Annotated in this window: 16 protein-coding genes, 1 pseudogene and 1 riboswitch; of the genes and pseudogenes, 6 read left to right on the top strand and 11 right to left on the bottom strand. The window is 42.6% G+C overall.

The window, feature by feature from the left end; all coding sequences use genetic code 11:
* The first annotated feature begins 8 nt into the window (after positions 1-8).
* Together AB4138_RS20790 and AB4138_RS20785 are read left to right on the top strand one after the other, a co-directional pair.
* Positions 9-433: pseudogene (locus AB4138_RS20790) on the top strand (hypothetical protein).
* A gap of 106 nt (positions 434-539) precedes the next feature.
* On the top strand, positions 540-1,205 hold the full coding sequence (locus tag AB4138_RS20785) for a DUF2057 family protein (protein ID WP_102332870.1): 666 nt from the start codon (positions 540-542) through the stop codon (positions 1,203-1,205).
* A gap of 179 nt (positions 1,206-1,384) precedes the next feature.
* Here the strand turns inward: AB4138_RS20785 and AB4138_RS20780 are convergent, their stop codons facing one another.
* The 3 genes from AB4138_RS20780 to AB4138_RS20770 all read right to left on the bottom strand — a co-directional run bounded on the left by AB4138_RS20780 (position 1,385) and on the right by AB4138_RS20770 (position 4,317).
* Complete coding sequence (locus tag AB4138_RS20780; protein WP_102393770.1) at positions 1,385-2,407, bottom strand: adenosine deaminase; 1,023 nt, start codon at positions 2,405-2,407, stop codon at positions 1,385-1,387.
* Between the two features lie 90 nt (positions 2,408-2,497).
* Positions 2,498-2,597: riboswitch (purine riboswitch) on the bottom strand.
* A gap of 75 nt (positions 2,598-2,672) precedes the next feature.
* Positions 2,673-3,167 carry a GNAT family N-acetyltransferase gene (locus AB4138_RS20775; protein WP_017060016.1) on the bottom strand — a complete coding sequence of 165 codons (495 nt, stop codon included), beginning with the start codon at positions 3,165-3,167 and terminating at the stop codon, positions 2,673-2,675.
* Positions 3,168-3,333: 166 nt separating this feature from the next.
* A complete protein-coding gene (locus tag AB4138_RS20770) occupies positions 3,334-4,317 on the bottom strand; it encodes a DUF2860 family protein (protein WP_372307542.1) in 984 nt (327 codons plus the stop codon).
* A gap of 238 nt (positions 4,318-4,555) precedes the next feature.
* Here AB4138_RS20770 and AB4138_RS20765 point away from each other — a divergent pair, with 238 nt between their 5' ends.
* Positions 4,556-5,053, top strand: a complete 498-nt coding sequence (locus AB4138_RS20765; protein WP_372307540.1) for a fasciclin domain-containing protein — start codon at positions 4,556-4,558, stop codon at positions 5,051-5,053.
* Positions 5,054-5,180: 127 nt separating this feature from the next.
* Here AB4138_RS20765 and AB4138_RS20760 read toward each other — a convergent pair whose 3' ends face one another.
* The 6 genes from AB4138_RS20760 to AB4138_RS20735 all read right to left on the bottom strand — a co-directional run bounded on the left by AB4138_RS20760 (position 5,181) and on the right by AB4138_RS20735 (position 8,415).
* The gene (locus tag AB4138_RS20760; protein WP_102393767.1) at positions 5,181-5,477 is read right to left on the bottom strand and encodes a hypothetical protein; all 297 of its coding nucleotides are present in this window, start codon (positions 5,475-5,477) and stop codon (positions 5,181-5,183) included.
* A 131-nt stretch (positions 5,478-5,608) separates the two neighbouring features.
* The gene (locus AB4138_RS20755; RefSeq protein ID WP_017060020.1) at positions 5,609-5,866 is read right to left on the bottom strand and encodes a hypothetical protein; all 258 of its coding nucleotides are present in this window, start codon (positions 5,864-5,866) and stop codon (positions 5,609-5,611) included.
* Between the two features lie 165 nt (positions 5,867-6,031).
* On the bottom strand, positions 6,032-6,514 hold the full coding sequence (locus tag AB4138_RS20750; protein WP_372307537.1) for a GNAT family N-acetyltransferase: 483 nt from the start codon (positions 6,512-6,514) through the stop codon (positions 6,032-6,034).
* A gap of 98 nt (positions 6,515-6,612) precedes the next feature.
* Entirely contained in the window at positions 6,613-6,927 is a 315-nt protein-coding gene (locus AB4138_RS20745) for a cupin domain-containing protein (RefSeq protein WP_102393766.1), read from the bottom strand.
* Between the two features lie 60 nt (positions 6,928-6,987).
* A complete protein-coding gene (locus AB4138_RS20740) occupies positions 6,988-7,491 on the bottom strand; it encodes a YgjV family protein (protein ID WP_372157403.1) in 504 nt (167 codons plus the stop codon).
* A gap of 123 nt (positions 7,492-7,614) precedes the next feature.
* Positions 7,615-8,415 carry a PhzF family phenazine biosynthesis protein gene (locus AB4138_RS20735; RefSeq protein ID WP_372307534.1) on the bottom strand — a complete coding sequence of 267 codons (801 nt, stop codon included), beginning with the start codon at positions 8,413-8,415 and terminating at the stop codon, positions 7,615-7,617.
* 575 nt (positions 8,416-8,990) lie between these two features.
* On the opposite strand from AB4138_RS20735, the gene AB4138_RS20730 reads away from it, so the two are divergent.
* Positions 8,991-10,022 carry a PotD/PotF family extracellular solute-binding protein gene (locus AB4138_RS20730; RefSeq protein WP_017060025.1) on the top strand — a complete coding sequence of 344 codons (1,032 nt, stop codon included), beginning with the start codon at positions 8,991-8,993 and terminating at the stop codon, positions 10,020-10,022.
* A gap of 3 nt (positions 10,023-10,025) precedes the next feature.
* Positions 10,026-12,458, top strand: coding sequence for a putative bifunctional diguanylate cyclase/phosphodiesterase (locus AB4138_RS20725; RefSeq protein WP_372307531.1), 2,433 nt, complete (start codon positions 10,026-10,028; stop codon positions 12,456-12,458).
* Positions 12,459-12,688: 230 nt separating this feature from the next.
* Here the strand turns inward: AB4138_RS20725 and AB4138_RS20720 are convergent, their stop codons facing one another.
* Both AB4138_RS20720 and AB4138_RS20715 read right to left on the bottom strand, forming a co-directional pair.
* On the bottom strand, positions 12,689-13,714 hold the full coding sequence (locus tag AB4138_RS20720) for a GGDEF domain-containing protein (protein WP_372307528.1): 1,026 nt from the start codon (positions 13,712-13,714) through the stop codon (positions 12,689-12,691).
* A gap of 9 nt (positions 13,715-13,723) precedes the next feature.
* A complete protein-coding gene (locus AB4138_RS20715; protein WP_017069847.1) occupies positions 13,724-14,179 on the bottom strand; it encodes a hypothetical protein in 456 nt (151 codons plus the stop codon).
* 462 nt (positions 14,180-14,641) lie between these two features.
* On the opposite strand from AB4138_RS20715, the gene AB4138_RS20710 reads away from it, so the two are divergent.
* A complete protein-coding gene (locus tag AB4138_RS20710; protein ID WP_029235248.1) occupies positions 14,642-15,016 on the top strand; it encodes a cytochrome c in 375 nt (124 codons plus the stop codon).
* Positions 15,017-15,034: the final 18 nt, after the last annotated feature.

Raw genomic sequence — 15,034 nt, 5'->3', positions numbered from 1 at the left:
GGTGTCATATGATATGGAATGTAAATTTACCTAGCACTGGCCACATTTATTCTTAGCACTCGGTGCCACAATCATTTTTGTGGTCGACTGTCATGTTCCTTTGGGCATTGCCATGGCCGTGCCCTAAATAACGATAGTCTTGCTCGCAGCCACAACGAAAGATCCACTATCAGCCGTGATGTGGGCTATTGGCTGCACCTTACTTACCTTATTGGGTTACTACTTATCTGGTAGCGGCAGCGAAACCTGGTTTGTCGCCTTCAACCGAATCATTACCATCTATGCCATTTGGGTGGCGGCAATTATTCCTATTTATATCTCTTTACCTTCTCCTCAAGCCTCACTGGACGTCGATGATGACGTGACAGAGGAAAGTTCAAGATCACGCCCTCACTCGCACAGAAACCATACAATCGACACGTTCAAAAACTAGGCTTTGGTTAAGTTTCGGTGAATTTTTCCAAATCGAGACAAGGCAACTTGAAATACTTCTTTATGCATGCGAGTGTAGAACTACTCACCTAAATAACTGTATGACTATGAAAACATTACAATCCATTGCGCTGCTTTCGACAATTATCGCAGCGCCACAAGTGTTAGCTGACGTAACAATTGAAGTTCCTTCTAGCGCAGATGCTTTAGTCGAAGTCTTAGCTGTTAATGAGGCTAAACCTGATCTCGACGGTGGTTTCTTCTCTTCGAGCAAAACGATCACCGTTCCAGATGGCGTAAACCAAATCGTTTTCAAATATCAACTGGCTTTCAGCCAAGGTAACGACCGAGAGTTTGTCGATAGCGATACCATTATTGCTACTTTTGATGCGACAGACACAGCATTGACGTTTGACATGCCTAAGTTCCGTAACACCAACGAAGCGAAAAAAGGCCTTCAAAACTTAGATTGGAAACTGGTTGATGAAAACCAAAATGCAATCAGTGTTAAGCAAGACAAACTTATCAAAGATGGCATGCAGATTGGTCGTAAGTACCCGCAAGAAGCGAAGGAGTACAACCAGAAAGGCGGCATCGCTGCACTTACAGTAGGTTCTAGCGCGGGCGTAGCAGCTGCTGTCGCACAACCGGTAACGCTTCCAACAAAGATTGACGGAAATGCAGCAAATACAGCTGAAGAGATGCTCTATTTCTGGTACGAAAAAGCGGATGCTGAAACCAAGCAGAAATTCAAAGACTACGTGAACAAGTAGCTCAATGAGCTTAATTTAAGAATGAAAGAAGCTGGCAAACTGCCAGCTTCTTTTTTGTCTTCATCTAGATGATTTAGGCTTATAGAGATTAAGCAGACTCAGTCGATAACACTTTACCATCCACTTTAGTTGGCCATCCTAGCGCTTTATACTCAGCTGCTAGTAAATGGGCACAGCGGCTAGAAATTCTGGTCAAAATCAGCTTTAGCTAAGTAACCTTGAACAAGCTCTCGATATTGCTGCTTCAATGGCGCTTCAATAAAGCTCGCGTCTATCGCATTCAAACTAAACAGCGCTAACTCCTGATGCGTCATCTCATGAGCTTTGCTCACCGCATTAAAGTTATCCGACATGTAACCACCAAAATAAGCAGGGTCATCCGAGTTAATCGTTACAGCCACACCCTTTCTGAGCAGTTCGACAATGTTGTGGTCTTCCATCACATCGAATACACGCAATTTAATATTCGACAGTGGGCACACCGTCAGTGGCATTTTGGTTTCAATCAGCTCTTCGATTAGAGCTTCGTCTGTCATGCACTGGACACCATGATCCACTCGACTCACGCTGAGCATTTCAATCGCATCGACAATGTTTTGAGCCGGCCCTTCTTCTCCTGCATGCGCCACCGTCAAGAAGCCCGCTTGTTTTGCTTGTTGGAATACACGCTTGAACTTCTCTGGTGGGTGTCCTAATTCAGAAGAGTCCAGTCCAACCCCGACGATCTTATCTTGATGCTTCAATACCTCTGCGAACGTTTGAATGGCGCTCTCTTCAGATAAATGGCGCAGAAAACATGCGATGATTTGAGAGGTAATGCCCAACTCTTTATGACCCTGTTCAAGCGCACGATGAATGCCGTTAATAGCGGTATCGAATGCAATGCTACGATCGGTATGTGTCTGAGGATCAAAGAAAATCTCAGTATGGATAACATTGTCGGCTTTACAGCGTTCTAGATAAGCCCATGTTAAGTCGTAGAAATCCTGTTCTGTGCGCAGTGCATCAGCACCTTGATAATAGATATCCAGAAATGACTGTAAATCATCAAATTCGTATGCGCGTCTTAGTTGCTCTGGGGATGAATAAGGCAGCTCAATGCCATTGCGTTGAGCAAGCTGGAAAAGTAACTCAGGTTCGAGCGAACCTTCAATGTGTAAATGCAACTCTACTTTTGGGAGCCCTTGAATAAATGCGTTCATATTTCACCTACTATGGATTTTAGGTGTGCACTTACTCTGAATAATAGACAGGAGGTTTTCTTGAACGCCATTACAAAGAGTAAGAACACAATTGTGATCTAAACCCTTCGTAATCAGCACTTTGCGGGAGCTGGTAGAGACCCCCAAACCATATCATTGGGGTTATACGAAGCAAACGGTTGCTACTATACAGAGTTTAATGGGAATTTCACTAATCAATTGCTCATTAACCGATTTCTAAAGCAGGAACCTGTTTGGTTCGATCTCAACGGTAATCTGGTCGTATTCTCGACATAAGCAACATATCGATGTACTTACCCGCTTTGAACGTACTGAGTCTTTTTGTGCCTTCTAACTGAAAGCCTACACGTTCATACAAAGCAATAGCGGCGTGGTTATCGGCATGAACCTCTAACTCAAGACGCACGAGATTAAGCCAGTTATCCGCCTGATTGATCGCTTCTTGCATTAACGCCTTACCGACCCCTTTACCATGCATATCCGGGTGAATAGCAATACCAAGACCAGCGCAGTGCCTGTCTCTTACCTTGGTGGTCATGAATAAAGTAATGTGACCCACTACTTTGCCGGAGACTTCCGCAACCAGAGTAAAATGGTCTGAATGACCAAACAGTCGCTCCACTTGTTCAGAACTAAGATAAGGCTTTTGTGAGGTGTTTTCTGAAACTGAAGGGCGGCGATAAATATCGAAAATATCTTGGCTATCCGTTGCTTCTAAATGTCTAATTTGTATTTCCAAAGCGCTTCCTTATCCTATTATTTCTATCCATAAGCTAATTTTCATATTACGGATAGCAACGGGAACCTACAACCTTTAAAGGTGTAAGTGCCCGAAATAATTAAACAAATAGTAAGACTGAACTTAAACTTCTGCTTTGATGAGTATTTTTAAAATAGTGTGAATATCAGAATTTATAATCCACACCCACACTCGCTAATACTTGCTCGGAGTTATAGAAATCGATATTAGAATCTATGCTTCTTAAACCCAGTAAAGTAATGAACGCCCAATCTTTATAGCCCATCAAACCACCAAACTCATAAGCTAAGAATGCACCGAATTCATTCTCTTCACGTACTTGCCCGTAAATTGGATTCGACTCATCATATTCTCGATCACTTGCATCTAGGGTGACAACAAAACCATGACGACCGATTCTCTTCGCGTAGTTTAATTCAATACCATAACTATCGAAGCTGAGTGCTCCTCCTTCTGCGTCTGAGTGGAAATACACCATTGAAGGAACAAATAGACCTGCGTGGTTTGGTAAGATAAAGCGGTATCCTGCTTTGGCGTACACATAGGTTCTTTCCCTATCCAGCAGCACAGTATCTTCCGGAGATAAGCCTTGGCTACCAGATAGCTCTTCATCAACATCTGATTGCCCAAATGCGAGATCCGTTCGAAAACCAGTTCCACCGATATTAGTGAGCTGCAGTCGTCCTACATTACCTTTCACATCCGTTTCATTTCGATTAACGCCAACAGCATACGGATCCGTCCAAGCCTTACCCGAGATAAGCGTAGGAATAACAGAAAAATCCAATATGGTGCCACCAGAAAGTTGATATCGATAACCGATCTCAAACGCAATGGTACCTGTTGCAATATCCTCTCGTGTCGTACCCGCATACACTTGGTTAGTCAGCGATTCGCCAAAAGTATATTGAACAGTACCCAAAAAGCCGAGTAGCCCTTGGTTTTCACTCTCCCCTTCCTGGGTGTTGGTGGCTTGATTCGAATCTTGTTCAGTACTCAAATTACTACTGTCAGAGTAGAAACCGGCCAATACACTGAAGTTACCGCTGAAGCCTTCACTTGGAGCAAGGCCACTGTATGCAGGCATTGAAGCCAATGCAGAAAAGACTACTGGTAAAACAAACCTCATATTCACATCCATTACTTGAATAATCACCAAATAACTATAAGCATCAAATAACTATAAGCATCAAATAACTATAAGCATCAAAATGGAATTGTAACAAGCATTTAACAATATAAGTTTATTCGCTTGACGCTGTCGATATCGCTAACCATTCACTCAAAGACACAACAAATTGATCTATCACGATTGGGCTTTCGTAATACCTCTCGAAAATAACGGACAAAACTCAAAGGAAGACAATATGTTTAATAAATTAATCAAAACCATGTCAGTGCTAGTTGCGACGCTTCTTTTTACGGCTTTTGCTCACGCTGATCACCACGGAATGAAGAAAGACATCGTTGACGTGGCGGCTGAAAACGGCTCTTTCAACACCTTGGTAGCAGCGGTAAAAGCGGCAGGCTTAGTTGAAACATTGAAAGGTGACGGTCCCTTCACAGTGTTTGCGCCAACGGATGAAGCGTTCGCTGCGCTACCAGAAGGAACGGTTGATATGCTGTTGAAGCCAGAAAACAAAGACAAGCTGATTGCAGTACTGACCTATCATGTGGTGCCAGGGAAAATAATGGCGTCTGAAGTGATGAAAGTTGATAGTGCCGTAACAGTGCAAGGCGAAGCGGTAATGGTAGGAATTGATCACGGCAACGTGATGGTCAACAAAGCGCAGGTCGTGATGGCAGATGTTGAAGCAAGTAATGGTGTTATCCATGTGATTGATGCTGTATTACTGCCTAAATAATAAAGATGAACACAAATCAAAGGTTCTTAGAGGGTGTGACAGGCTCACACCCTTTTGACGTTTAAATACCAAGTTAAGATCGGTATCAAACTAGCCGAACCTGCCTTTATATAAGCAAGAACCCGGATTACATAAACAAGCGCCCGAATATCAGAAAGGCCGCCATCGATACCACCTTCGTGAAGACCACTACCCAGATGCAGTCACCAATACTAGAGTGCGTCGCTTTCCCGAGTAGGTACACAAACAGAATCAACCCTAACACCCAACCTACTGTTGGAATCAATGACACCAGAGCAACGATAACAGCAATAGTAAGAAGGGATTTAAAATCTGCGACCACGAAAGACATTTTAGAGGCGATGTACATACAACATGCGGTGATTAATGCGTCCATCACAAACGCTAAAGCTTCAATACCCACTTTACTTCCTTCACTGATATTAGTTGAAGTGAATATTATCTCTAAAGAGATGATTTTTCTTGAATAAGAGAACAAAAAGCAGGTGAAAACTGTGTCAAAAATGAGATTACCGTTCGTCTGAAGGCATAGGTTTATTTGTTCGAGTCTTCTAAGCCTTTGACCAGTGCTCGCGACCGAGTCTGATTTGCTTTTTGATAGGCATCAAAGCCATCTTCGCGTTTACCTCCGAACAAACAAAGAAACGAGTTGATGACAAATGAAAAGAATGAGATGACGACAACAAAGAGAGGAAATAACCCCGACACCCCAGCATCTAAGGCAAGAACGCCAACAGCGAAGGACAACATCGACACCAATGTATATAGTTTAGATCTACTCACATGACTCATGAACAACACTCCTTGTATTCATTCAATGTTTAGATTAGACAAATTATCTTGCACACAATTTGAACTCATCGACAATATCAATAGATCAGGAAAAGTTATCCTTAAAAAGGTTCATTAATATTTCAAACTCGGTTTCTGTATCCCTACGAACACTAGCCCGCCTATTCAACTGACTTTTCTATCTTCAACTACCTTTTCCATCACGTAATTGGTCAGCTTTACACCACGCATTTCGACTTCCTGTTCATTCACCACCTTAAAACCAAGATGCTCATAGAAAGGCCTTGCGGTAATACTTACTTCAGAGAAATATCTCGATATACCACGAACTCGACCCACAGTGAAAACATGTTCCATCAACGCTTTCCCTACCCCCTCCCCTTGATATTCGTGGTGACAGAAAAAGTGATCAATCAAGCCACTTGGTTGCAGGTCAGTATAGCCAACTACGCAACCATCGAGTTCAGCCACAAAGGGTTGTAACCCATTCATACGCTTTTGCCATAACGCAAAGTCAAAGCTACTGGGTGCCCAAGCTTCGACTTGCTGTTGAGAATAATCTCGAACATTCACGTTACGTACCGTATGAAAGAAGATCTCCCACAGTGCTTTGTCATCATTCGCTTGATAGTTTCGAATTCTAATCACAACATACTCCTTTTTGTCTTAAGTCCTTTCTGAGGTGAAAATAAACAGCTGAATCAGCAAGCTTTATAACCTAACAGCCTCAGCTTTAGAGCAAGATATCAACGATAAAACACAGCGAGCCAGATCGTCACCGCATCTTTATCCGTCCTCAGCACCTTGTGTTTTTCACCTGCGGAAATATTGAGATAATCCCCTTTAGACAAGGTAACAATGCGACCATCTTCAAACTCAATCACCCCTTGCCCATCGATCACCATCACCCACTCATGCTCATCTTGATCGTACCAACCCTCTTCAGGAGAACTGTGACCATATGAGAGTATTCTCTCGATTCGAATGTTGTCGTTGGCAATCAGGTCATTGAATATCTCATTAGGTATTGATGAAGGAACATCATTGTAAATGTTTGGCATCAAGCTCTCCTAGCTAGCATTGAATTGATTAACAACTTGGGCCTTAACTGCACTGTAAACCTAAGCAGCGGCACTCTTTTTGAAGTAAAAACGGTAATAGCCCACCAAGTTACTGCAGATAAACAGCGCCTCCATAACAACCGCTGTTGGCGAGCCAACTAAGTAATTGTGAATCAACCAAAAGCTGGTTCCGATGATCATCAATTCTCTTAATCGACGGTCATCTTTATTGAAGGCTGCAAAGGTTTGAAATACGGAGGCAAAGCAACTCAATATGCTGGTTAGCCCCGAGTAAGTCACTGCGGTTGCGACCACCGACATCGAGCAGAACAAATATTTAAACTTAGACGAGGTAGAAAATGCGCTCGTCAAATAGCGAATCGTGGCAATCGTCATTAAGCTCGCCGCTGTCCATTGTTCAAGTAGGATAAAGTGACTCGAAATAAGAACGCCAGCAAAGAACAGACAAGTGACGATTTTCTTCCTTTCCTTGAATTGGAATGACAGAAGATCAAAACAAATGGCTATCGCGACTAATACTTGGGAAAGATAAAAGGCAGACACGGTGATTCCTTCAATAATAACATTCCGCCCTAGCCGCTTCTTTCACGGTGAATAATCGAATAAAACATACTAGGCGGTTACAACAAAACAGAGCAAACAGCGCTCTAAAGCTTCTATAAAAATCTAAAGCTTCAACACACCACTAATCACAGTGGTCGCAGAGCCGATTAACTTTATTCGCCCATTAGCCAATAATTCAGTCGACATATAGCCACCACGACGAGACGCCTGATAAGCACTGAAACTGCTTTTGTTGAGCTTTTCTGCCCAGTGTTGCGTCAATGCGCAATGTGCCGAGCCAGTCACAGGATCTTCATTAACCCCAACCCAAGGTGCAAAGTAGCGAGAAACAAAATCAAGTTCCGTATTTGCTGCCAATGCTGTCACCACTACACCTCGCCCTTGAATACCTTTTAACGCATCAAAGTTTGGTGAAAGCTCCAATAACACTTGTTCGTTGGAAACTTCGATTAACTGCTTAGAGTCAAATTCTCTGAATGAAACTACTTGATGCGGATCTAAACCTAGATGTTCAAGTAGCGTGAGGTTGGGTTCAGAATCTAATGACAGTTCGGAGCTAGGAAAATCAAGCTCGATAGACGATTCACAAACGGCGGCAGATAATTCCCCAGATAAGGTGTTAAACACGACCTTATCACCTGTCTCAAGCAGTCCTTGTTCTTTCATCACATGAACCGTTGCCAGTGTGCCATGTCCACACAGCTTCACTTCGACTTCGGGAGTGAACCATTTAAGCGTCATAGTGTTAAGCGCGAGAAAAGCCGTTTCAGATACCGCCATCTCTTCAGCGATTGAAAACATTAACGACTCATCCAACGGCTCTTTGGAGATACAGACCCCGGCAGGGTTCCCTTTAAACGCTTGAGTTGTAAACGAATCTACTTGATATATCTCTAAATCCACAATGGCTCCTAAATGCACAACATTTCCCAAACCGGCAATCATGGCTCGTTGGGACATAACCTAGATATTGCTGCCCACAATAAGCACAATCACCTTGTGCTACAAGTCTTTAGCAACAACTTTATCGATACTTATTGAGAAACGAAACAAATGATAAACAAAACGTTATAGAAGTGTTTTTAGGGATAAAAGAACATTGAACATAAGAGTAAATCGCGATGGCAAAACAAAGGAATAACGACGATTAATACGAGCGAAAACCCGAAAAAGGTAATCACCGCATCATTATTTAATGCTTAATATTTGCATAATAACTTGTAAGAATGGATATTATGATGAATATTAATTTAAATAATCCATTCACGGACAATAAACTGGAATACGTACTTGTGTTGAATACGATACGACGGAGTCATCCTTGCCTCACACGATAAAGGTTCGGTATCAAGTAGGAGTAGCAAGTTGCTATTTGCATGAAATGCATGAAGTTGAAGTTAAATTAAGTGCCTAAATTTGAATCATGTTGCAAATTTTGGGCTACGATTTAGTTATCACGTACGAAAGGGAATCCGTCAGTGAAAGCGTTTTGCGTATCAATACTTGCGTCAACATCCTTTTTGGCTAGCCCTGTATTTGGCCAGCAGCATGATATTTATCTCTACAATTGGGATGAATTTTTATCTGACAGCGTCGTTACCCAGTTGAGTGATACCTACGGCATCTCGCTAAAGCAGCAATATTTTTCTGACGAGTCCATTCGTGATGAAGTGCTATTGAGTGAACGACGAGGTGCGTTTGAATTGGTTGTCATTGAAAGTATGAAACTGAAAGCGCTGGCTAAACAGAACTTATTCCACAACCTGAGCGACTTGCAGCAATCCCTTTCAAGCAACTTTGACTCAAGATGGGTGGATGGGTGTGGCGAATATGGAATCCCCTACGCTTGGGGGACATCCGGCATCTTATACCGAAGCGGAAAAGTTGAGACTCCCAAGTCTTGGGGCGCTCTTCTAGACCCTGAAACCAAAACCAGCGGCCGAATCAGCATGTATTATGAGCCTACGGATTTGGTGAGTGCTGCGCTTCTGATGAATCAATTTGAGCCGTTTACCAACAACGAACAAGAACTTCGAGTCGCTTACAAAACGCTACAAGCACAGAAGCCTCACCTTGAAAGTAATGAATACGTTGTCGATTATATTCGTCATCCCGAACACTTAGCCAACATCGACCTCGCCTACGGATACTCAGGTGACAGCTATGTGCTTAATGATGCCGAACCTGAGGCATCTTGGGCCTACACAGTGCCTCTAGAAGGAACAACCTTATGGTTAGAGTGTATGGCTGCAATTAACAACGGAGAGCGATCTCCACAGGCAACCACGATTCTCTCCTTCTTATCGCAACCCGAAATCGCCGCTCAAAACGCAATGGACTCATGGTTTGCAACGCCAAGTTCAAAAGCAAAAGCACTCACTTCTCAGGAGTATCAAAACGATCCCGAGCTTTTCCCGAATAAAGAAGTATTAGATCGCAGCTACCTTTATCAGCCGTTAGAACCGAGTAGCATTCAAATTCGCAATCGTATTGTCGACAGTTTGAGATAACTCATGCCAGTATTGAAGAAGCTCTATTTTGTACTTTTACCAACGCTGACATTTGTGCTCCTGATAGCAGGAATCGTGATGTACAACTTCGCATCAAATCATGCTAAGCACATGTATTTGGACAAGGTGCAATCTGATGTGAACACCGCTTTAGTCGCGGCGGAATACGAGCAGCTCGGCTTGTCCTTACTAGTTAAAGATATCGGTTCTTCGTTGCAGTTCCTCCGCTACATTCAAAATCCTGGCGACTACACGACTCTATCGCTATTGGAAAAACGAGTACTCCGAGTATTAAGCCAGAATCACGTCAATCAATTTGGGCAACGCAATGTTTATATCGTGGACCCTAAGTTCAAATTAACGCTTTCGACTCTCAGAGCCGATCCTTTCGAGGGGCTAAAGATCCCTGACAAGATTTACGAAAGAGTCTTCGATATATACACCTCGTTAATCAGCAAGAAGGAACTCTCCTACGAAGGCTTCTCTTATGTCTCGATCAGTGGAGAGCTCAGATACTCGTATGTTGCAGCAATTGACCCTTACCTCCTTCCTCAAGACAAACGTGCAAGTAACAGTTTAAATCGCTACATCTTGATTGCTGACGGACCTCTGATACAACTCTCTAGCTTATTAATCAAATACAATGACGATGACAATATTCAGTTCTTAATCGAGCCATCCTCTGACGCTGCCAACATCGGAAATACCCAATTCGTTATCAAATCAATTGAGCAAACCCAAGATAATATCAATGTGCAGATGACCAGCCGAAATCTCATCGCGCAAGTAAATATTCGAGAACAAAAGTTCAACCATGAGAAAGCCATCATCACTAAACAAACCTTGTTAGGTGGCTTTGGCACTCTCTTTACGATCATGTTGATCGTGCATTTAGTGGTGCGTTACCAACTTGTGCGCCCGCTTAAAGACTTACTGCAAGAGATATCGATCGGCGGGCTCAAACTTAGATACTTCAAACGCTCATCAGGGCAAAGTGAAATTGATGGTTTAAAGAACGCGTACATAGACTCATTAACAGAGTTGAAGTTCGAAGCCGAATTCGACCAACTCACCAAGCTAGCTAACCGACGCTCTTTCATCAGACACCTTGATGTACGACTAAAAAGCTCGATGAGCCCACACTGCTATGTGGTTTGTTGGGACATCATCGATTTTCGTAAAATTAACGATCTCTACGGGGCAAAAGTTGGTGATAATGTACTGATAAGCTTAGCTAAAGCACTGAAAGAGACACTACAAAACCAACAAGCCTCTTTGGGCTTTAGTTGCAGTGATTACTCTTTAGCCAGACTGGGAGGGAATCAGTTTATCGCGATCTTGGAGATGGGTAAGAACCAAGTGATAAACGAAGAAATTGAGAACATCAACAATACGCTGACCGGCACCACCTTCCTTGACTACTATGGGTTTCGATTATCACTCGCAACAGGTGTTTTACCGCTCGACACGCCAAAGTTCGATGAGATTTGGCACCGATGCATCGATGAAATGTTAGCTAATGCGAAGTCTCATAGTGATGGCGAAAGTCGTATTGTTTATGGCGAAGAGTTGTTACATACCTTGGAACGCCATGACGTTGTAGAGAAAAGACTCTTAGAGTGCTGCGAAAGTGACAACTTTGAACTTCGCTTTATGCCTATTTTTAACGCCAAGACACTTCAGATAGATGGCGCGGAGTGCCTGATTCGTTGCCCAGCCTTATTCGATATCGATGCGGGACCAGAAGAATTTATCCCAGTTGCAGAAAAGAGTAACCTTATTGCCAGGCTCGACATGTGGGTCATTGGCACCGCGATCAAAAGCTATAAAGAGCTTTCAGAACTTCATAAATACAAGGGCACTCTGTCAATTAATATCTCGGCGATGGAGCTCTACAACCGTAATTTTGCCGACAACATCCGTAAAGTACTCGAACGTTATCAAGTGCCACCTGGCAACATTATTATAGAGATTACCGAGACCAGTTACGTGAAAAGTACCAAGCTTACGGTGCAGACTATCGAGAGCCTCAGAAGCTTAGGTTTAAAGGTCTCCCTTGACGATTTTGGTACGGGCTACACAGCGTTTAACCAACTTCTCCACTACCCTGTGGATGAGCTCAAAATTGATAAGAGCTTTATCGATAACATGGTAGACGACAAGGCCGACCGCAAGATGGTCGAATCTATGGTTAACTTAGGCCACTCTTGTGACACGCTAGTCGTCGGAGAAGGTGTTGAGTCGATAGAACAGTATCATTACCTCAGAAAAGCCAACTGTAACCTAATACAAGGCTACTTCTTCAGTCAGCCACTCACTTATCTGGAATTCATCGAGTTTGTTCGAAACCATAACCCGCAAGCAATTTTAAACCCGCAGTCTGTTAGCAGTTCGAGATCTAACGAGCGAATCGTTGCACTCACTCAAAAGCAGTAACCTTAAACCTAAACCTAAACCTCAAAGCCTCTCTTCCTATTCAAGCGCGGAAAGCCACTATAGCTATAACTAGTAGTAGAACTATCTTCATCAGAGCAGGAGCTCTCTATTGGCTGCACATTGAATGAGGAGGCAAATAAAGAATGGCAAAAGCCATGATAGTGAAGCGGGAGAATGGTGAGCGTACAGTCAACAAAACCTAATGATCTAACTTATCGCTGATGCGGGGATTAACTCTGCATCGTCGTTAGTAGCTCCATCATATCTTTAGAGCTGATGTTCTTCTTATGCCTGACTACAGCGTCAATCATCAATTCTAAATTCCCCGCAGAGATATAATCCTTAAGCACGTCATTGAATTTTTCCTGTATCTCATCACTTGTGTACAATTGCTCAGGAATGAAGAATAGAAACTGACTGCCACTACTACGAAACGAGATAGTACTTTCCGGTACCTTTGCCGTCAGGGACTTAGCAGCTGAACTCACCACCAAGTCTCCATATTCAAGTCCATACTTTTGGTTTATCTCACTAAGGTTTCTGATTCTTACAAAGTAAAGGTCGAAATTACCGTTTGTTGGATAGCTGTTCTTAACAAACTGCATGAGCGAGACTCGATTGCGAAAGCCAGTAATGAAGTCGGTAGAATGAAGTTTTCGTTTGATTGCAAAGTCGACGTAAAAAATCGCTCCTGTCACAAGCAGTAGCAACACCAGAAATACGCTGCTTATCTGATGCATCATCACCAACTTGTCGACCATTGTGGTGTTTTCTTCAATAACCGGGCTTTGAAGTCGAAACTTTTCGTTAATAAATTCGACCAGCGTGTTGTAACAAATATCAATTTTCTTCCGCAGTGATTCCTTAGGCAAAGCGCCTTGATTCACCAACTTAATTGAGGATTCTAACGACTTAAACTTTTCAAACTCTGCGGTAAAGTACGGTTTAAAGTTTGCTGAGCGAATAAAATTGGACGATTCAGTGCTGTTGATCAGAATATCAAAACGACTCCAAGTAATGTCATATGCCAACCAAAGTTCATCATAATCAATCGTCTTTGCATGGCTAACCATCAAGAAGTTTGCATACTCTTTGACGAGTTGAAAAACAAACCAAGTGGCCTCATTTTGGCGGTTAGAAAAGCTCTTGTTGATGTCATTAATTCGAGTGACACTGTAGATATTGACGGATAGAACAACCACGGCCAAAGACAAAACAACGACTTTGATTGCGGCCATAGACAACAGCTTCTTCATAATTAGCCTCTACAGGTGAATATCACGAATCTGCCAAATCATCTTGGCATGGAAATCAGGGGTATTGGTTTCAGGGTTCGCAGAGATTGGGTAAATCAACCAAAACGGGCCTTTCTCTCTCACAGACATAAACTCCCCATTCTTTTTAATCGCAATGATGGGTTCATAGGTATCAAAATCTTCTTTGGGCACCGCAATTTTATAGTCATTCAATGCTACGAAAGTGACTTGTGATGATATCGGTAGATCCATATTTTCAAGCACCGTTTGTAACGTCACACCACTATAAACGGTCAGACCCTCGACCCAAGGCAAGGTGGTAGTAATTTCTTTTTGAGGAAGTGACAGGAGTTGCTCTCTACTAAAACCATGCTTTTGCCCGGAGTGGTCGAAAACCGTTAACTCTGAGGCTGCAAAAATCGAAAACGAGCAAAGCCAAAGCATCAACAAGAATACAGTTCTCATTCTAAACTCCATTTAAAAAGGTCACTAATTTGAGTCTAGTATAAATTGACCATTTAACTTGTACCGATACCACTCAGATTGATTGGTATCGCTTTATCCCTAATGCCCCTACACCTCGCTGTTTTTCAATAACTTCGCCGTTTCTCTGTCTCTTCCATCACCGCTCTCGTTCAGCACTCCCTACCCGCTTGACGTATTCCTTCTCAACCGTCTAGTAACAAAAACTCGTATTTTACTCTGCGTAAGTAAACCAATAAGCCCTATGAATACGTATGAAACAACAAAATTAACAATAAATATGAGTAAGTCAGTAGCGAAAATGCTGGTTGCTGCATAACCTTTAATCGAACGTAAGCAGCTTTAAGAGACTTAATAACGAGTTCCAGTCGTTTCTACTTCACCAGTTGATCTCGTGTATTGATCTTAGAAAGCTTACTCATTTCATAATCAAGGGAATCGAGAATGAGTTTGAATATAAAAAAATTTAACCCCATGGCGACACTTTCTACCCTAGTAATGACGCTGGTCATGTTTCCTGTTTCTGCTGAAGTTAATCAAGAACAATTCGAATTAGGTAAACAAAAAGCTAAAGTGTGTATGACCTGTCATGGCGCTGATGGCATCTCAACACAAGATCCCTACCCGAACCTTCGCGGTCAAAAAGTGGGTTATCTCATCTCTTCATTGAAAGATTACCAGACTCGAGAAAGAACCAGTGGCTTAGCGATTCTCATGCAACAACAAGCCGACACGCTCTCAGACCAAGACATCCGTGACATTTCCTATTTCTATTCTGTGCTCGGCAACGAAGCAGGCTCGCTCAGCGATTCAAATTAAGTCAGCGATTCAAAACCT

Origin of the sequence: Vibrio sp. 10N.286.52.C3 (assembly GCF_041468865.1) — a bacterium.
Classification (GTDB): Bacteria; Pseudomonadota; Gammaproteobacteria; order Enterobacterales; family Vibrionaceae; genus Vibrio; species Vibrio crassostreae_C.
Note: the sequence above shows the minus strand (reverse complement) of the source record. Positions and strands in the feature narration are given on the sequence as shown.